Origin of the sequence: Tropicibacter sp. Alg240-R139, from assembly GCF_900537075.1 — a bacterium.
Classification (GTDB): domain Bacteria; phylum Pseudomonadota; class Alphaproteobacteria; order Rhodobacterales; family Rhodobacteraceae; genus Falsiruegeria.
In genome coordinates this window covers 94,754-112,459 of the sequence record NZ_UNRA01000006.1, presented here as the reverse complement: position 1 = coordinate 112,459, position 17,706 = coordinate 94,754, and the positions used below count along the sequence as shown (strand labels likewise).

The following is a 17,706-nucleotide window of genomic DNA, read 5'->3' as shown; positions in this document are numbered from 1 at the left end:
AAGTCTAAGGTCCGGTGCCCCGTTCTGGGGCACCGGACGTTGATTTGCAGTAAGTTGCGATTACTTCAGCAGCCCGGCTTCTTTATAGAACTTCTCGGCACCCGGATGCAGCGGCACACCCAGGGCTTCGACGCCGTCAAGCGCAGTTTCCGCCGTGATCTGTTTGCCCTTGGCATGGCCATTGTCCAGCAGCTTGCGAGTGTTGTCGTTCCACATCGCCTTGGTCAGTTGATAGACTAAATCTTCGGACAGGTCCGAAGACACAACCAGCATGGCGCTGACCGCAGGGGTCTTGGTCTCTGCATCTATCCCCTCATAGACGCCGCCGGGAATGGCCGAAGGAATGTAGGCCGGAATGATCTCGTTGATCTTGGCCAGATCGTCATCGCTGAAAGAGTGCAGGTTCATGCCCTTGGTCGACGACAGTTGCACCATAGCGGCAACAGGCCAGCCTGCGGCGTAAAAATAGGCGTCCAGTTGACCGTCGGCCAAGCGTTCCGCGCTCTGGCTGTTGTTCAACTCGGCTTCGTCCATGTTGTCACGGTTGACGCCCCAGGCGTCCAGCATTTGCAACACCGCCACTTGGGTCCCCGAACCGGCCTGCGCAATGCCGACACGTTTGCCTTCGAGATCGCTTAGGTCGCTGATGGTTTGACCTTCGGGCAGCACCAGATGCAGGTCTTCGGGGAACAGGTTGGCGACGATGCGCAGCTTGGGGTGCGGTTTGCCGTCAAACTTACCCTCGCCCAGATACATCGAACGGGTGACGTCCGCTGCGGCCAGCCCGGCCTCCAGCTCGCCATTCTGCACGGCGGCATTGTTGAAGACCGACGCAGTTGTGGACTGAGCGATTGCAATCAAGCCAGGAACACCGCATTGGCCACCCTGGTCGCAGGCACGCGAGCCTGGAGGGGCCGAAATACCGTTTGCGATGGTCCCACCGATAGGAAAGTAAGTTCCGCCAGCACCACCTGTGCCGATGCGGAAAAAGGTTGGGTCCTGTGCCAGAGCGGGGGCAGCCAAAGCACCTGCCAACGCAAGGCCAGCCAGGCTTTTCACAAGTTTCATCTTCGTCTCCCTTGTTGGATCGTTGGATTCGGTTCCGCCGAATTTTCGATCCTTCAAGCCTAGAGGGAATTTGCATTAATACAAATTTGTTATATTTCACAAAACTAAAGTTTACCTTATACATTCGATATGAACCTAACGCAGCTCACGGTATTTCGCGAAGTGATGGAAACTGGCTCCATCTCTCAAACCGCCAAGAAACTGAACCGCACACAGCCCGCGATCAGCTTGGCTTTGAAGAACCTTGAAAAAACACTTGGGTTAACCCTCTTCGAACGCAAGGGACGCAGGCTAGTTCCTGTCCCCGAGGCTCATTATCTGTTGGCTGAATCGTCCGAAGTTTTGGATCGGCTTGCAACGATTTCGCGCACGATGGACGGGCTAATCAAGGGCAGCTCTGGCAGTTTGAACATCGCGACGATGCCAGGGCCCTCGGCCTTTCTATTCCCTCACTTCATAAGCGCGTGGGTTGGCGGAAATCCCGACATCCGAACAACGTTATCCACCCGCAGCTCGCCTCAGATAATGGAGCTTGCGGGGAGCCAAACCATTGATTTCGGCTTTGCCGATTTTGAGCATTCGACTGGAAAAGAGCCTCAGTACTCAGCAGACATTGTTAGGGCAGATTGTTTTTGTGCGGTGGATTGCGATCATCCGCTCGCGTCAAGCGGCAGCATCTCGATCTCTGACCTTGATGGAGCTCCGATGGGCGGCATGCATGCCAACCACCCATTTCAGCGAAGAATCCGACAGGAATTTCAGGACGTAACCGCCAATTACAACCCGACGGTGACCTGTCAGTACTTTCTCCCCCTCATACCGTTTGTCAGCTCGGGACAGTGCTGTTCGATCGTGGATCCGCTGACCGTGTGCACCGAACGGGCGCTCAACCTGTCAAACGGCAGGGTCATCTTCCTGCCGTTCAAAAACCCGCTCCGGTATGAGTATGCGATCCTTCAACCCAAACACCGACCGCCGTCTCAATTGGCGTTGAAAATCAAGGCTGGCTGGAAAGCCGAAGTGTTAAGAATGCTGGAAGAGGTAAAGGCCAACCCCAGTGCAGAGTGAACTGCGCTGGCACAATAGTTGGAAAGGCGAAGCCCGCAATCATCGGGATGGAACAAGCACACACCGCATGGTGACAGTGGATCGAAGTGTCGCGCAGCTGGCAGATGCGCGACGATGAGCTGTCGCCGATTTTCTAAACGGTGTGCCTAGGGGAATAGCGACGTTATCCGGCCAAGAAAGTCAGAACCTCTCAGGCCGTCTCCAGGTCCTCTGCAGTCGCATAGGAGCCATCTTCGCGATGCACTTCGTTCCCGGTCACTGGCGGGTTGAAGCAACACGCCATGACCAGTTCTTCTTCGGCACGCAGGATGTGGCGGTCATGCTTGTCCAGCGCATACATCACGCCCGGCTTGATGTAGTGTGTTTCACCGGTCGCGACGTCGGTGATCGAACCTGTGCCTTGCATGCAATAGACGCTCTCGAAATGGTTCTTGTATTCGAACGTGTGTTCCGAACCTGCGTCAAGAAAGGTGATGTGGAAAGAAAACCCCATTCCGTCATCCGCCAGCAGCATACGAACGCTGCTCCATTGTGCATCTGACACGACGCGGTCGCGCTCTTTCTCAACGATCTCGTTAAAATCTCGTACAATCATGCCTTACTCCGCCGCAAATTTGCTTGAATCGGTGACCCGGCGAATGGCGTTTCGCAGGATGTTGAGACCTCTCTGAAGGGTCTCTTCATCCGTGGTCAGTGGGGCCAAGATCTTGACCACCTGATCCTCATTCCCTGAGGTTTCGATGATCAACCCGTCCCGGAAAGCCCGGGCGCAGATCTCGGCGGCTAGATCGCCTGACCCCACATCCAGCCCCTGCATCATGCCACGCCCCTTGAGCTTGGACCCCGGCAGCAGCTCGGCCATCTCCTCCAACGCTGCAGTCATTTGCCGCGCTTTGGCGGCGACGTCTTTCTGAAAGCGATCATCGGCCCAGAATTTTGTTACCGCCACGCGTGCCGTGACAAAGGCGTGAGTGTTGCCGCGGAACGTGCCATTGTGTTCGGCTGGACCAAAGATGTCATGCTCTGGACGAACCAGCAGCAACGCCATCGGCAGGCCAAAGCCTGAAACGGATTTTGCCAGCGTGACAATGTCCGGGGTTACGCCCATATCATCAAATGAGAAGAAACCGCCGGTCCGACCGCACCCCGCCTGAATGTCATCAACGATCAGAAGCGCGCCATGTTCTTTGGCAAGCTTAGCAATGCGACGAATCCATTCGGGGCTGGCAACATTCAACCCGCCTTCACCCTGCACCGTCTCCAGAAGGATCGCCGCCGGAGCATCAAGCCCAGACGAGCGGTCATTGAGCATCGCTTCGAGGAAATCGGCGGTGTCGGTGTCGCCAGGGAAATAGCCATCATAAGGCATCCGGGTCACGCCGTTTAGTGTGGTGCCTGCACCACCGCGGTGATAGCTGTTGCCGGTCGCCGAAAGCGCCCCTAGCGTTACGCCGTGAAACCCGTTGGTGAAGGCAAGCACATTGTCGCGCCCGGTTACCTTACGCGCAAGTTTCAGCGCCGCCTCAACCGCATTTGCCCCCGTTGGGCCGGTAAACATCACCTTGTGATCCATCTTGCGCGGCTGAAGGATGAAACGGTCGAACGCGGTTAGAAACTCGGCTTTGGCATCGGTGTGCAGATCCAGCCCATGGGCCAGCCCGTCAGACTCAAGATGAGCAATCAAAGCTCGCTTCATGTCCGGGTCATTGTGGCCATAGTTCAGCGAGGAACACCCGGCAAGGAAATCAATGTATCGTGTGCCACTGGTGGCGATCAGTTCGGATCCGCTGGCCGAGGTGAAAACGGCATCAAAGCTCCGGCAATAACTGCGCGCCTCGGATTCGCGGCGTGAAAAAATGGCAATGTCGGACGGGTTCGTAAGCATACGACCTCTCTCGGGTTCTGGCGGTTGAAAAAGTAACAGGCTGCTCAGCAGTGGGGGGCGCATGACTTAGGCGGCCAGCCGCGCCCGATTGGCCAATGGAATCGTGACCATGTGCTCGGTCTTGTGACGCTCCTGAAAATGCAGCGACTGCGTGTAATAGGGCGTGACGTCCAATTCAGTTTCCTGACGGCGTGCAAATTTGCGGAACAGAGACCAAGAGGCCTCATTGTCAGCGGTAATGGTCGTTTGCACTCGGGTCACGTCTTTGCACTGCGGGCGGTTCAGGATTGTTTGCAGCATCAAACCACCCAGCCCCTGTCCGCGCGCGATATCCGAAACCGCGACCTGCCAGACAAACAACGTATCGGGTTCGTTGGGCATGACATAAGCGGATATCCAACCCGCAATCTCGCCCTGCATCTCGGCCAGAACGCAAGTGTCGGCAAAGTGATCGCATTGCAGCAGGTTGCAGTACATGGAGTTTTCATCGAGCGGACGGCAAGCCCGGACCAATTTCCAGATATCTGCGCCATCTTTGGCGATGGGCTTGCGCAGAGTTGGTAGATCAGCGCGCATTGGGTGAGCGGGGTGTTGCATTGCGGGCTCCTTTCGCTTCGGATATCGAAGTAACATGGCAGATCCAAAAGCTCAACAGCCGAAGCAATATTGCCGGAATGCTCGAGATTTCATTGATTTTTTAGGCAAAATTCAGACACCCCGGTGAGGAAAAAGCTTTGACTTGCCAATTAAGTTTGAATTTGCACCTCAAAGATGAACAAAGTATATTTCGTCAATCAAACCAATGGAGGCGATTTGGATCGTATCGACAGCAGCTTGATTGCCCTAAGGCGGATTGTGCGCGCGACAGAACTGTTCGGCCGTGAAATTCGCCAGTCAACGGGCGTCACTCCCACCCAGTTTCGCGTCCTGCAAATTGTCTCGGAACAAGGATACGCCACAGCCAAGGCCATTTCGGTCAGAATGCGCGTCTCTCAGGGTACAGTGACCTCTCTGGTCGACAAATTGGTCCGTGACGGGTTGGCAGTGCGCGAAAAATCAACTCAGGACCGGCGCCAGATAAACATTTTGCTGACCGGCGATGGCCGCACGGTCCTCCAGGAAGCGCCGGATCCACTGCAACAACGTTTCGTGCGCAAGTTTGCCGCCATGGAAGACTGGGAGCAGGCCATGCTCGTCGCCAGTCTTGAACGTGTGGCCACCATGCTAGATGCAGAGGACATGGACGCGTCCCCGGTCTTGGACACGGGCGAAATCAGGCCTACCGAATAAGTGTTCCGCAATGGCGCTTTTTTGCCCCTAGGATGTCGCATGTCAGAAAAGACTGGTAGCGTGAGGCGGACTTGAACCGCCGACCCCAGCATTATGAGTGCTGTGCTCTAACCAACTGAGCTATCACGCCGTATCCAGTGCGAGGTGCAGTACCCAAGGCTTGGGCCGGTGTCAAACGGATTCCTGACGATCCGGCCCAAAAATTTGCAGGCTTCAGCCCTTTTTCTGTATCTCGACTGCGTGGGGGTACGGGATCGAAATTCCCTTGGCGTCGAACGCCTCTTTCACCGCTTTGGTCAGCTGAAATTTCAGCTCCCAATAGTCCGCCGCGTTGCACCAGATCCGTGCCGTCAAATCGACGGAGCTGTCACCAAGATTGGTGACACGCACCCATGGTGCAGGATCGGACAGAACACGCTCGTCTGCCACGGCCACTTCTTCGATGATCTGTATCGCGGTGTCGGCGCTGTCACCATAATCAATTCCGAAAACCAGATCGACCCGACGGGTGTCATGGGCAGAATAGTTGGTAATGACCGAACCCCAGGCCTGACCATTGGGCACGATGATTTGCACGTTGTCGGGTGTCACAAGCTCCGTCACAAAAAGGTTCAAATCCTTTACCGTGCCCGCAGTGCCACCAATATCCACATATTGACCCAGCTTGTAGGGGCGAAACACCACCAACATCACGCCAGCCGCCAGATCGCTGAGTGTCCCCTGCAGCGCCAGACCAATGGCCAGCGAGGCCGCGCCCAGTATGGCGACGATGCTTGTCGCCTGGATACCAAAGATACCAAGGACAGCCACCAGGACAATCGCCAGGATGACCCATTTGACCATGCTGGCCATGAAATTACCCAACGTGGGGTCGATCTGGGGCGTCTTGTTTATACGGCGCCGTACCATACCTCCAATCATCCCAGCCGCGATCCAGCCAACGATCAGAACAATCAGCGCCTTGACGGCATTTAGTACGACCGGGCCATAGGCTTCGGTTTGTGAGAGAACCTCTTCCACGTGCGTCTCCTTTATATGACACATTGTCCCGTGCTGAGATCCCTCCCGCACAGGTTGCCAATGATCATTCGTAAAATTCTCTGCCCCGTCTAGGTTTTTGATCGAGCTCAGTTCCCCATCATGTTCACATGTGAACAGTCACCCCAAGCAGGACGCACAGGATGCCCCCTGTTATAACGCGCATCAGCCCTTAAGTTGGAGTGCAGCAAAACCCGGAGAACCAAATGACCGACCTATCCGCTTTTCCCATTACCCGGAAATGGCCCGCCCATAATCCCGACATTCTTCAGCTTTACTCTTTTCCGACCCCAAATGGCGTCAAGGCGTCGATCATGCTTGAGGAAACCGGGCTAGAGTACGAGGCCCATAAGGTCACGTTGGCCGATGCAGACGTCAAAAGCCCCGAATTCCTGTCGCTGAATCCCAACAACAAGATCCCCGCAATCATCGACCCCAATGGGCCGGATGGCGCGCCGATTGGCCTATTCGAAAGCGGTGCGATCCTGTTGTATCTAGCAGAAAAGACTGGCAAGTTCATCGGCAATACCGCCAGCGACAAGCATCACATCACCCAATGGTTGATGTTCCAAATGGGCGGCGTTGGCCCGATGCTGGGCCAGCTTGGGTTCTTCTACAAATTTGCAGGCGCAGAAATCGAAGATCCTCGTCCGCGTGAACGCTACATCAACGAGGCCAAGCGCCTGTTGAGTGTAATAGACGGCCAGCTGGATGGGCAGGATTGGATCGCCGGCGACTATTCCATCGCCGACATGGCCATTGCGCCATGGCTCAAGGGGCTGGATTTCTACGGCGCAGCCGACGTTGTCGAACTGCCCGACCGCAAAAACGTCGTGGCATATCTTGAACGCTTCCTCGAACGCCCCGCCGTACAGCGAGGCGCAAACATCCCTGCGCGCGATTAACCGGGCAAATTGCCTGACAGCACATAGTGCAGGATTTCGACGACCTGCTGCGGCTCTTCTGCGACAGCCAGGGCCGCAGCGTGAACTTCTTTCAGCGCGTGCTGATGCTCGGGCGGGTTAAGGACAATGATCGACTTGCCAAGGGCTGCGGCATAGCCCGCGTCAAAAGCAGCGTTCCACTGTTTATATTTGTCGCCAAAGCGCACAACGACCACATCCGCGTCTTCGATCCCCTTACGAGTGCGAATCGCGTTGACCATCGCGCCCTTGTGGTCGTGCCAATACTTGTTCGGCTCTGCACCCAGGATCGACACGCCGCAATCATCGCTGGCCTCATGATCAGTGACCGGGCTGCTGAATGTCACATCCAGACCTTGCGCCCCTTGGGTAATCTGTTCGCGCCAATCGGTGTGGATCTCGCCGGACAGGTAAACCTTCAACATCTCTTTCTCCTCCTGACATGAAAAAGGGGCACAATTTGCCCCTTCTTCTTATTCCAAATACGGGCCTGCACCGGGGTCAGCCGCGCAGTGTGCCGCCGGTTGCCTTGACCACCTTGTCGACGATCTTGGTGCTGATCGCTTCGATGTCTTTTTCTTTCAACGTCTTTTCGGTCGGCTGCATGCGTACAGTAATCGCAAGCGATTTCTTACCCTCACCCAACGACCCGCCGATAAATTCGTCGAACACGCGGACTTGTTCGATCATCACTTTGTCGGCCCCCGCAGCGGCATTAACCAGTGTCAGCGCCTCAACGCCTGCGTCGACGACAAAAGCAAAATCACGCTCGACCGCTTGCAGATCGCGCAGTTCCAACGCCCCGCGGCTTGCGCCAGATTTGCGCGGCATCGGCACCTCGTCTGGCCAGATGGTAAAGGCCACAGCCGAACCCTTGATATCCATCGCTTGCAGCACTTTGGGATGCAGCTCGCCAAAGACGCCCAACACCTTTTTGGGACCCAGGCAGATCTTGCCGTGGCGGCCCGGATGCCACCAACCCTGCGCGCCGCGCAGGATTTGCACCTTGGCAGGTGCACCGATTGCTGCCAACACCGCCTCGGCGTCCGCCTTGGCGTCGTAAAGATCAATGGGACGCGATGCGCCATGCACATCCTTGGGACCATTGCGTCCGACCAAAAGGCCCGAAATTAGGTTGTGCTGCTCGCCCGGCTCCCCACCATGGAAGGCAGGGCCTACCTCGAACAGAGCCAAATCCATATACCCGCGGGCCTGGTTGCGCGCTGCAGCCTGCAACAAACCGGGCAGCAACGCGGGACGCATGTGCGACATGTCCGAGCTGATCGGGTTGGCCAGCATCGTCGCATCATCCCCGCCACCAAACAGTGCCGCCGAGGCCTGATCGATGAAGGAGTAGGATACGCATTCGTTGTACCCCAAAGCCGCGCAGGTCCGGCGTGCCATCTGTTGACGGCGCTGCTGAGGCGTCATCACCGGCTTTGGCACCCCATCGGTCAATCGCGGCAGCGGCTTACCTTCGAGCTTGGTGAGAGAGGCGATACGGGCAACCTCTTCGACCAGATCAGCTTCACCCTGCACATCGGGGCGCCAGCTGGGCACATGGGCCATGTTACCCTCAAGACGGAACCCCAGACGGGTCAAAGTCTGGCGCTGTTCGCTTTCGGGAATATCCATGCCCACCAGCGATTGCACACGCTCCGCGTCCAGCTTGTAGGCGCGTGAATGGTCCGGCACAGCGCCGGCGGTTACCACGTTAGAGGCTTCACCACCACAGATATCCAGAATCAACTGAGTCGCGTGTTCCAGCCCTTCAAGCGTGTACTCGGGATCAACGCCGCGTTCGAACCGATACCGCGCGTCCGAGTTGATTTTCAGCGCACGACCCGCCAGAGCAATCTGAACGTGATCCCAGAACGCGCTTTCCAGAAACACATTCACGGTTTCTTCGGTGCAGCCTGTTTCGTCGCCGCCCATGATACCGGCGATGCTTTCCGGTCCTTTGTCGTCCGAAATCACCATCATGCCGGGCTGAAGGGCATATTCCTTCTCATCCAACGCCGTCAGACTCTCGCCACCCGCCGCGCGATGCACACGCAGATCGCCCGAAACCTTGTCGGCGTCAAAGACGTGCAGCGGGCGATTGGCGTCAAACGTCATATAATTGGTGATGTCTACCAAAGCCGAGATCGGACGCAGGCCAATCGCGGTCAGCTGATCCTGCAGCCACTGCGGGCTGGGGCCATTCTTGACGCCACGGATCATACGACCGGTGAACAGCGGACAGCCGTCCAGCGTGTCGTCGTCAATGGTCACCTTGATCGGGCTTGCGAATTCACCCTGCACCGGCTCATAAGCACGCTCTTTCAGCACACCCAGACCACGCGCGGCCAGATCACGGGCAATTCCGTGCACACCCAAAGCGTCAGGACGGTTCGGTGTGATCGCAATTTCGATCATCGGATCGACCTTGGCGGGTGCATTCTCGGCCAGCCAATCGACAAAGCTATCGCCGACCTCGCCCGAGGGCAGTTCGATGATGCCGTCGTGCTCGTCCGAAAGCTCCAGCTCGCGCTCGGATGCCATCATGCCAAAGCTTTCGACGCCCCGGATCTTGCCCACACCAATGGTGATGTCCAGGCCGGGGATATACATGCCCGGCTTGCAGACCACGACGGTGATGCCTTCGCGCGCATTTGGGGCACCGCAGATAATCTGCAACTCGCCCTCATCGGTGTCGACCTTGCACACCCGCAGCTTGTCTGCGTCGGGATGTTTCTCGGCATGTTTCACATAGCCCAGTTTGAACCCTTTGAGGCGATCCGCTGGGTTGGTGATCTCTTCGACTTCAAGACCCAGATCGGTCAGGGCCTCGGCGATCTCGTCCACTGATGCCTCAGTGTCGAGGTGGTCCTTCAGCCAGGATAGGGTGAATTTCATTGCGTCTCGTCCGCGATTGATCAGAAAGTTACAGCAGGCTTTATCGGATCAGCCCGGACGGGGAAAGGGGACAAGGGCCTGCTATGTCATTTTGCCTGAATCCGTTGGCCGAATGCACAAATCAGAATACTTTGACCCATTCACGAATTTGTGAGTACGTTAAGGGCGCTGTTTTTCAGAAAGTATCAAGATGACATCAAGAAACACCGGGCCCCAGTCTGCCTTCTTCGTGATTGCCGATATATCCGGGTACACGAAATTCATGTCCGAAACAGAAATCACGCATGCAAAAGGCATCCTTGAGCAACTGTTCGGCGCATTGGTCCCGGCGATCCGGTCTCCGCTGACCATTTCCGGCCTGCAGGGCGATGCGGTCTTTGCCTTTGCGTTCGAAAGCGACGTGATGACCAAGCAGTTCATCATCGACTTTGCCGAACAGATCTACTGCGCCTTTGCCCGCAGCAAGGAAAAGATGCAGATCAACACCTCGTGCGGCTGCGGTGCTTGTACGAATGTTGACGGGCTCGAGCTCAAAATCGTGGTGCATCACGGCCAATGCGTCGTGCAAGAAACCGGCGGGCGGCAAGAGCTGGCCGGAACGGATGTCATCACTGCCTTTCGCTTGCTCAAAAACACGGTCAAGGAACGCACAGGTATGGACGCCTATATGCTCGTCTCGTGCAACGCCCTGCGCAAGATGGACATGAAAGAGCTCTTCTCAGAGGACGAGTTTTATACCGAAGACATCGAGCACATTGGCGAGCTTGAGTATGTTGTGCGCGATCTGAAACAGGCGTGGGAACGCAGGCGTGGTTCAGAGCAAACATTCGTCAAACCCGACGAAGACCTACTTATGGAAGAATGGGCCATTCCGGTAACTGTGTCTCCAGCGGCGGCCTTCACGGCATGCACACGCCCTGACATGCGCGCCAAATGGCTGGGTGCGGATGCCGTTGATCTGCTTGGCCTGAACAAAGGCAAGATCGAACCCGGTACAATGTATCACTGCCACCACGGCGACGATATCTTTCCGTTCGAGATCATTGATTGGCGCCCCGGTGAATATGTCACAGGTCGCTACAACCTTCCGATGGGCCTGACGATGTACGAAACCAACGAGCTGGTGTCGGTTGGCGACGGCACGATGATCAAGATCCGATTTGCTACGCCTAAGGGCAGTTCATTGATGGGACGGCTCATGACCGGCATGGTCAAGAAAAAGCTCAAGTCGATCATCGTCCCGGACAAGGAAAACCGGATCCGGCGTTTGAAAGAGATTTGCGCCAATTGGCTGGCCGAAGAAGCGTCGCTGGCCCCGGAAAGACCGAAAGACGTCAGAGAGCTGATCGGCGCTCAAGGATAAGTCGGCGTACGGCCCAACAGCTCGTCAAGCTGCCGCCCAACCCAACCGTGCGGAATGAAGTGCCCGCCGGGATGGGTGTCCAGCGTCACCTTGCCTTGCGCGCAGGACGTCCATTCCATGCGACTGAGTGTCAGGAAGGGTTCAACACTCCAATCGCCTTTCAGGGTGGCATCGCCGCAATCGAATTGCGCCCGCCACAAAGCAACAGGATGGGTTGTGTCGCCATCCGGACCAAATGGGAAACCCATAACCGTATCGCGCAGCCCATGCACATGGCGCACCTCGGTCGGGGCGGAGGGGCAGTGTTCCGATTGCCGGATTGTGCCTGCAATTCCCATCAGCGCAGCAATCTGCGTTTTGGACTGGCAAGCATACCGCCACGCCATCGCCCCACCGTACGAATAGCCCGAGACGTAGATGCGATCCGGGTCGATGGGGTAGTGCCTGGCAATATCGGCCAGCACATCATCACCAAAGCTCACGTCATCGGTGTCCGAAGTCCAGAAATCCCAACTTTTATGCCGCCCGTTCGGCGCCACCAGCAACACGCCGCGTAATTTCGTATGCCCCGCAATCCGTTGATGGCGCACCACCACATCGCCCTGCCGCGACCAGCCGTGAAAATGCATCAACACCGGCAGGGGCGTCTCCCTATCCCACCCATCTGGCTCCAGCACGTGATAGGACCGGTCGCCAAGGTCGCAGGCCGTTTGACCATGGCAATCCGATTTCCAGGGGCCCATGGCCCAGGCAGACTTGGTAGCAAAGATTAGGCAGACAAGAGCATATTTCATCATGAGCGAGAGCCTACGCACGCAACCGGCGTTGTCACCTAACATCTCTGTGGTCGCCTCGTGCGCTAGTTCAGCGGCTCTGTGTTGGGCACATCCGTCGCCCCGACAAAGACGGCCAGGATGCGAACGATCCCTGCCCCTGAATTGACGCCCGAATGGGGGGAATTGAACGCCTCAATCAGCGCATCCCCTTTGCGATAGGTCCGTGTGCCTGCCGCGCCATAGTCCACCGTGATCTCACCCTCGAGGATATAGGCGGCAAGGGGGGCGTCATGTTTATGCAGCCCAGTTTTCTGCCCCGGCTGCATCGTGACGATGGCCATGGTGATCTGCGGCGTGCCTTCGGGATAGGTCAACGGCTCTCCAATGACCGAGGTGGTGGATTGCAGCAGCAAGTGCACCGGAGGGTAAGCGTCTTTAGCCTGTGCTGTGGCAGCCAGACAGATCAGCGCGGCAGGGAGAAGATGTTTCAAATTGGCAACCCTTGAGCAAATGACATCCCCAACACCATGAAGCGCCCCGCCCCCACAGTCAAAGCCGCGCCATCGCCAGCCCGTCCGGGCGGTCTGGCAATGGCGCGGCGGCCTATCGGCCTTGATTCCGTGCCGGACAACATTTTACTTTCTGAAGCCTTTCAGCAGCTTCCTGGTGCGATAGACACCCTCGCTTCGATGCCGCGTAATTTGATCTCGTTTTTTCCAAACCGAATCGAAAGCATGCGCAAAAACGGAAACAGGACCCCAGACGAAAACGGAATAGGCCAAGAACATCCAAACCGGCGTGAAGAGCAATACGACCACAGACAGGACAAAGGCCACACCAATTATGGCGTGGCCCTTCCATCGCGGCATTGCCTCGGCATGTCGCAACATCCAGTTGTAAATGACAGCCATGTAATAGCTGACACTGAACATTCAGCGGCTCAAACCACCATGCAGGTTCGGCATGTCCAGCGCGGCGAACCCATAATGGCGCAGCCAGCGTAGGTCGCTTTCAAAGAAGGCGCGCAGATCGGGAACGCCGTATTTCAGCATCGCGATCCGGTCGATCCCCATGCCAAAGGCAAAGCCCTGATACTCGTCTGGATCAATGCCACCGGCGGCGATCACCTTGGGGTGCACCATGCCCGAGCCCAGAATCTCCAACCAATCGTCGCCTTCGCCGATCTTGAGCGTTCCGCCCTCCCACGAGCAGCGGATGTCGACCTCGGCCGATGGCTCGGTGAACGGGAAGTGCGAGGCGCGGAAGCGCAGGTCAACGCCGTCGACCTCAAAGAACGACTTCACGAACTCTTCGAGAACCCATTTCAGGTTCGCCATCGAAATGTCCTTGTCGATGGCCAGACCTTCGACCTGATGGAACATCGGCGTGTGCGTCTGATCATAGTCGGCGCGATACACGCCGCCCGGACAAATCACACGGATCGGCGCGCCGGTTTTTTCCATCGACCGGATTTGAACGGGCGAGGTATGCGTGCGCAGCACATGCGGCGGGCGATCGTCGCCCTCGGCGCGGTGCATATAAAACGTGTCCATCTCGGCCCGCGCAGGGTGGTGGCCGGGGATGTTCAGCGCGTCAAAATTGTACCAGTCGGTTTCGATCCGGGGCCCTTCGGCCACGGCAAACCCCATCTCGGCAAAGATCGCGGTCAGCTCTTCGCTGGCCTGGCTGATCGGGTGCAGACTGCCCTGACGGCTTGGCCGCACGGGCAAGGTCACATCCAGCCATTCAGAGCGCAGACGCTCGTCCAGCGCGGCATCGGCAAGACCCGCCTTTTTGGCAGCCAATGCCGAGTTGATCTCGTCCTTGAGCGCATTGAGCGCGGGGCCTGCAACCTGGCGTTCCTCGGGCGTCATCTTGCCCAATTCGCGCATCTTCAGCGCCACTTCGCCCTTTTTGCCGACAGCAGCAAGGCGGATGGCCTCAACCGCGTTTTCGTCGCCTGCATCGGCGATTTGACCCAGATATTTTGCCTTAAGATCGTCCATGACGGTCCCCTGATCACGTGTTCCTGCCCTGCTATCACAGCAGCCGGTGAAAGCAAGTGCAGGCGATCAGGCGCGGCGCAACAATGTGGCCTGCGGGCCGCTTTGGATCGCGCGGGCGGGTGCGCCGTAGACCTCGGGCGTATCACGCAACTCAGGGAATAAGCTGAACAGCTCCTGCGCTGTCTCATCCTCTAACGTGCCAAGCGCCAGTTGTCCGGGAAAGAAGCTCTCGCTGTCCAGGCCACTTGTGGATACAATTTGATGCGCATCGAAAAGGATGTGAACGTAGCGAACGATATCCTTGGGCTTCCAACTCACGCCCTGACCATCGATCAGAGATTTCGCGGGCACCAGAACCTCGTCTTCGCCAAACAATAGTTCGACCTGCCATCCCGAGATCAAAATGCGGTGCTGTGCTGACACCAAAACATCGCGATGGGCCCCATGGGTGCCCGCCGCTATCCGGACCGGCGCATATCGTCCGTGACCGCGCACTGTCTTGGACCCGACCCAACGCACCGGCTGCAAGCCGTCATCGCGCGTCATCACCAGATCGCCGGGTTTGATGACCTCAACCTGGCGTTCACCACTGGCGGTGTCGATCAATGTTCCAGCCACAAAACACGCCAACCCAGAATCGCCTGGGTTGACTGTGCCATAGGTCAAAACGTCAGGATCAGGTTGATTGAATTGCAGCGTCGTCGTGGTGGAATTCGGCCCGACTAGCACGGGCAGGTTGTCAGATGTGGCCCCTGCCGCGGCGCCATTGTTGGCTGTGATGTTCTGCGTACCACCACCAATGTCGTAAAAATCAACCACGTCGTTCGTCGACGTATTGGTAAGCGCATAAGCTTCGTAGTTGTTCGACCCGCCCCCATCAGGATCCGTCAGGCGGATATTGAAGAAATCCGCCGAGATAACATAAACGATTTCACCATTGTCTGGGTCCACTGAAACCTGAACTCCGGGATCGTCCAGTTGAACTTCGATTCCGACGTTCCCGTTGGATTGGTAGAACGACACAGTGAAATCAGCCGGGTTTTCACTGGGGCTAAGTGAAACCTCAAGAAATTCGGATATGCCTGAGGTACGCGCATAGGCGTTGGAGTAATGAAGTTCACTGATACGAGCCACGGTGTTGCACCACACTTTGTTTCCTGGCCCAGTTATGCTGTCGCAAACTGGCAAAAATAGGGTTTTATTTGGAACCCGGCATCAAATTTGCCATATTGCGCAACGTTTCGCTTGCGTCTGATCGGCTCCTGCCAGAGCGTTTCTCGGTGAGAAGAGGCTTTTTTGAATGCAGATTGTGACACCATCGAGGCCCTGGCTGGTCCTGTTGGGGCTGGCCTTGGGTGTATGTGTCACCAATGGCTTTGCCCGCTTCGCCTATGGCCTAATTTTGCCGGCGATGAAATCTTCGCAAAACTGGACCTACGCCGAAGCGGGCTGGCTCAACACCGCCAACGCTTTGGGTTATGTTTTCGGGTCGTTGTTCACCGTTGCCCTAATCCGCCATGTCGGAGCGTCTCGTCTGTTCAGTGCGGGCGTTGTCCTGACGGCTATCTGTCTGTTTGCAACCGGGTTGAACGCTTCGCTGTTCGCCCAAAGCCTGTGGCGCATTCTGGCTGGCGTCTTTGGCGCCGGGTCTTTTGTCGCCGGGGGCGCCTTGGCTGCAGCCCTGTTTCAAGATGACCCAAAGCGCAATGCTCTGTCGATCGCGTTCTACTTTGGTGGGGGCGGTGGTTTGGGCATCGTCTTGTGTGGCGCATCTTTGCCCCTGATGCTGGAATGGTTGGGGCCAGAGGCCTGGCCGTGGAGCTGGATAGGGATCGGATTGGTCAGTTTTGCCATTTGCCCGCTGAGCATATGGGCAGGCGAAGCATTGCGGGTCCCTTCGACGCCAACTCAGACGCGCCATCCAGTGCCAATACGCAAGATGCTGGGCGAGATCTGTGGCTATGCCGGATTTGGGCTGGGATACATAGTGTACCTGACGTTCCTTGCTCTATGGATGAAAGAGCGCGACTACAGTGCCACTTTGATCTCAGGAGTTTGGGTTCTTCTTGGGGCATGCATCACCCTGTCCCCATTTATCTGGAGATCTGTCTTTGCGCGTTTCGCCAACGGCATCCCTCTCGCCATGATCCTTGTCGGAATAGCAGCCGGATCAGCTTTGCCGATTTTTGTTCCGACCCCGGCAGGATTACTGGCATCAGCTGTCGTTTTTGGCTTGTCGGTTTTCATGGCGCCCGGAGCAATCACCAATTTCACCCGCCAGAACATGCCACAGGAAAGCTGGGGGGCTACAATCAGCATGTTCACCGTTGTCTTTGCAGTGTCCCAAACGGTCGGCCCCATAGGCGCCGGATTGATCGGTGATCGGACTGGTGACATTGGCGACAGCCTGCTGGCGGCGTCTGCCCTGCTGATCTTAGGGGCTGCATTGGCGTTGACGCAAAAGCCACTTGCACGAGATGAGGATCAACCTTAGCGCGACACAGTCACTCGCCAATTGAACCGCTGGCCCACCCAACAACCAGGCGCTCCCGCCCGTCGTCGATGTTTCTAGCGAAACACCTCCTCCCGTTGGGCCGGGCACTGCGCTTTGCGCAGTGCCCGGCCCAAAGCCGCTAGCGGTGCCGACAAAGTCGGGATCGCTCGGGTGCGGGAGCTCTCCGTTTTCAGGAAAGCGCAAAACCCCTGATGAGTTATCGCAAAGAAAAAGGGCCGACCCACGCTAGATCGACCCTTCTGTTCACTGTCGCTCGTTTACCGTCTTACGCGGCCAGAGCTGCCTGTGCCTTGGCTACGATTGTGCCGAACGCTTCGGGCTCGTGCACGGCCAGGTCGGCCAGGACCTTACGGTCAACTTCGATGCCGGCCAGGTTCAGGCCGTTGATGAAGCGCGAATACGTCAGCGCCTCGTCGTGCGAACGCACCGCAGCGTTGATACGCTGAATCCACAGTGCGCGGAAGTTCCGCTTGCGATTCTTGCGGTCGCGAGTTGCATACTGGTTTGCCTTGTCGACGGCCTGAGTAGCGACCTTGAAGGTGTTCTTGCGGCGGCCATAGTAACCTTTGGCGGCCTTAACAATCTTCTTGTGACGGGCGTGAGTCGTGGTTCCACCTTTAACGCGGGACATATCTCAGATCTCCTCTTAACGATCGTAGGGCATGAAGCCCTTGACGATCTTGGCGTCGGGGGCAGAAAGTGTGGTGTTGCCGCGGGCATCACGGATGAATTTTCTGGTCCGCTTGATCATGCCGTGGCGTTTGCCGGCCTGGCCACCAAGGACCTTACCTGTCGCAGTCACCTTGAAGCGCTTTTTGGCGCTCGACTTTGTCTTCATCTTGGGCATTTCCGTCTCCTTGAGTTCGGGTTCGGTTC

The 17,706-nt window shown here is 57.0% G+C and carries 19 protein-coding genes and 1 tRNA gene; 5 read left to right on the top strand and 15 right to left on the bottom strand.

The genetic code is table 11. The features are described from left to right. Positions 1 to 60 precede the first annotated feature (60 nt). Positions 61 to 1,068: a TAXI family TRAP transporter solute-binding subunit gene (locus tag G6R15_RS19680; protein WP_164661685.1), complete on the bottom strand. Its 1,008-nt coding sequence runs from the start codon at positions 1,066 to 1,068 to the stop codon at positions 61 to 63. Positions 1,069 to 1,197: 129 nt separating this feature from the next. On the opposite strand from G6R15_RS19680, the gene G6R15_RS19675 reads away from it, so the two are divergent. After that, positions 1,198 to 2,136: a LysR family transcriptional regulator gene (locus G6R15_RS19675; protein ID WP_164661683.1), complete on the top strand. Its 939-nt coding sequence runs from the start codon at positions 1,198 to 1,200 to the stop codon at positions 2,134 to 2,136. Between the two features lie 190 nt (positions 2,137 to 2,326). Here the strand turns inward: G6R15_RS19675 and G6R15_RS19670 are convergent, their stop codons facing one another. The 3 genes from G6R15_RS19670 to ectA all read right to left on the bottom strand — a co-directional run bounded on the left by G6R15_RS19670 (position 2,327) and on the right by ectA (position 4,618). Beyond that, complete coding sequence (locus tag G6R15_RS19670; RefSeq protein ID WP_164661681.1) at positions 2,327 to 2,731, bottom strand: ectoine synthase; 405 nt, start codon at positions 2,729 to 2,731, stop codon at positions 2,327 to 2,329. Positions 2,732 to 2,734: 3 nt separating this feature from the next. Continuing rightward, entirely contained in the window at positions 2,735 to 4,021 is a 1,287-nt protein-coding gene (gene ectB / locus G6R15_RS19665) for a diaminobutyrate--2-oxoglutarate transaminase (RefSeq protein ID WP_164661680.1), read from the bottom strand. Positions 4,022 to 4,087: 66 nt separating this feature from the next. Continuing rightward, on the bottom strand, positions 4,088 to 4,618 hold the full coding sequence (ectA, locus tag G6R15_RS19660; RefSeq protein ID WP_164661679.1) for a diaminobutyrate acetyltransferase: 531 nt from the start codon (positions 4,616 to 4,618) through the stop codon (positions 4,088 to 4,090). 216 nt (positions 4,619 to 4,834) lie between these two features. Here ectA and G6R15_RS19655 point away from each other — a divergent pair, with 216 nt between their 5' ends. Beyond that, positions 4,835 to 5,311: a MarR family winged helix-turn-helix transcriptional regulator gene (locus G6R15_RS19655; RefSeq protein WP_164661677.1), complete on the top strand. Its 477-nt coding sequence runs from the start codon at positions 4,835 to 4,837 to the stop codon at positions 5,309 to 5,311. 53 nt (positions 5,312 to 5,364) lie between these two features. Here the strand turns inward: G6R15_RS19655 and G6R15_RS19650 are convergent. Together G6R15_RS19650 and G6R15_RS19645 are read right to left on the bottom strand one after the other, a co-directional pair. Further along, positions 5,365 to 5,441 (bottom strand) — tRNA-Met (locus tag G6R15_RS19650). Positions 5,442 to 5,524: 83 nt separating this feature from the next. Beyond that, the gene (locus G6R15_RS19645) at positions 5,525 to 6,331 is read right to left on the bottom strand and encodes a mechanosensitive ion channel family protein (RefSeq protein WP_164661676.1); all 807 of its coding nucleotides are present in this window, start codon (positions 6,329 to 6,331) and stop codon (positions 5,525 to 5,527) included. A gap of 224 nt (positions 6,332 to 6,555) precedes the next feature. Between G6R15_RS19645 and G6R15_RS19640 the strand changes: the two genes are divergently transcribed. Continuing rightward, positions 6,556 to 7,254: a glutathione S-transferase N-terminal domain-containing protein gene (locus G6R15_RS19640; RefSeq protein WP_164661674.1), complete on the top strand. Its 699-nt coding sequence runs from the start codon at positions 6,556 to 6,558 to the stop codon at positions 7,252 to 7,254. Here the strand turns inward: G6R15_RS19640 and G6R15_RS19635 are convergent. Further along, a complete protein-coding gene (locus G6R15_RS19635) occupies positions 7,251 to 7,697 on the bottom strand; it encodes a YtoQ family protein (RefSeq protein ID WP_164661672.1) in 447 nt (148 codons plus the stop codon). The two genes, G6R15_RS19640 and G6R15_RS19635, sit on opposite strands and share 4 nt — an antisense overlap. Positions 7,698 to 7,773: 76 nt before the next feature. Next, positions 7,774 to 10,170, bottom strand: coding sequence for a phenylalanine--tRNA ligase subunit beta (pheT, locus tag G6R15_RS19630; protein ID WP_164661669.1), 2,397 nt, complete (start codon positions 10,168 to 10,170; stop codon positions 7,774 to 7,776). Between the two features lie 262 nt (positions 10,171 to 10,432). On the opposite strand from pheT, the gene G6R15_RS19625 reads away from it, so the two are divergent. After that, positions 10,433 to 11,533 carry a DUF2652 domain-containing protein gene (locus G6R15_RS19625; RefSeq protein ID WP_164661667.1) on the top strand — a complete coding sequence of 367 codons (1,101 nt, stop codon included), beginning with the start codon at positions 10,433 to 10,435 and terminating at the stop codon, positions 11,531 to 11,533. On the opposite strand, the gene G6R15_RS19620 is transcribed toward G6R15_RS19625, so the two are convergent. From G6R15_RS19620 to G6R15_RS19600, 5 genes are all read right to left on the bottom strand, one after another. Continuing rightward, complete coding sequence (locus G6R15_RS19620) at positions 11,524 to 12,327, bottom strand: polyhydroxybutyrate depolymerase (RefSeq protein ID WP_164661812.1); 804 nt, start codon at positions 12,325 to 12,327, stop codon at positions 11,524 to 11,526. The two genes, G6R15_RS19625 and G6R15_RS19620, sit on opposite strands and share 10 nt — an antisense overlap. A 65-nt stretch (positions 12,328 to 12,392) precedes the next feature. Next, positions 12,393 to 12,800: a cupin domain-containing protein gene (locus tag G6R15_RS19615; protein ID WP_164661665.1), complete on the bottom strand. Its 408-nt coding sequence runs from the start codon at positions 12,798 to 12,800 to the stop codon at positions 12,393 to 12,395. Positions 12,801 to 12,944: 144 nt separating this feature from the next. Next, a complete protein-coding gene (locus G6R15_RS19610) occupies positions 12,945 to 13,220 on the bottom strand; it encodes a hypothetical protein (protein ID WP_164661664.1) in 276 nt (91 codons plus the stop codon). A 21-nt stretch (positions 13,221 to 13,241) separates the two neighbouring features. Continuing rightward, complete coding sequence (gene pheS / locus G6R15_RS19605) at positions 13,242 to 14,315, bottom strand: phenylalanine--tRNA ligase subunit alpha (protein ID WP_164661662.1); 1,074 nt, start codon at positions 14,313 to 14,315, stop codon at positions 13,242 to 13,244. A 66-nt stretch (positions 14,316 to 14,381) separates the two neighbouring features. Further along, positions 14,382 to 15,449, bottom strand: coding sequence for a Hint domain-containing protein (locus tag G6R15_RS19600; RefSeq protein ID WP_164661660.1), 1,068 nt, complete (start codon positions 15,447 to 15,449; stop codon positions 14,382 to 14,384). A 166-nt stretch (positions 15,450 to 15,615) separates the two neighbouring features. Between G6R15_RS19600 and G6R15_RS19595 the strand changes: the two genes are divergently transcribed. Beyond that, positions 15,616 to 16,809 carry a YbfB/YjiJ family MFS transporter gene (locus G6R15_RS19595; protein WP_164661658.1) on the top strand — a complete coding sequence of 398 codons (1,194 nt, stop codon included), beginning with the start codon at positions 15,616 to 15,618 and terminating at the stop codon, positions 16,807 to 16,809. 286 nt (positions 16,810 to 17,095) lie between these two features. Here G6R15_RS19595 and rplT read toward each other — a convergent pair whose 3' ends face one another. Together rplT and rpmI are read right to left on the bottom strand one after the other, a co-directional pair. After that, on the bottom strand, positions 17,096 to 17,461 hold the full coding sequence (rplT, locus tag G6R15_RS19590) for a 50S ribosomal protein L20 (protein ID WP_164661657.1): 366 nt from the start codon (positions 17,459 to 17,461) through the stop codon (positions 17,096 to 17,098). Between the two features lie 15 nt (positions 17,462 to 17,476). Beyond that, positions 17,477 to 17,677, bottom strand: a complete 201-nt coding sequence (rpmI, locus tag G6R15_RS19585) for a 50S ribosomal protein L35 (protein ID WP_164661656.1) — start codon at positions 17,675 to 17,677, stop codon at positions 17,477 to 17,479. Positions 17,678 to 17,706 lie beyond the last annotated feature (29 nt).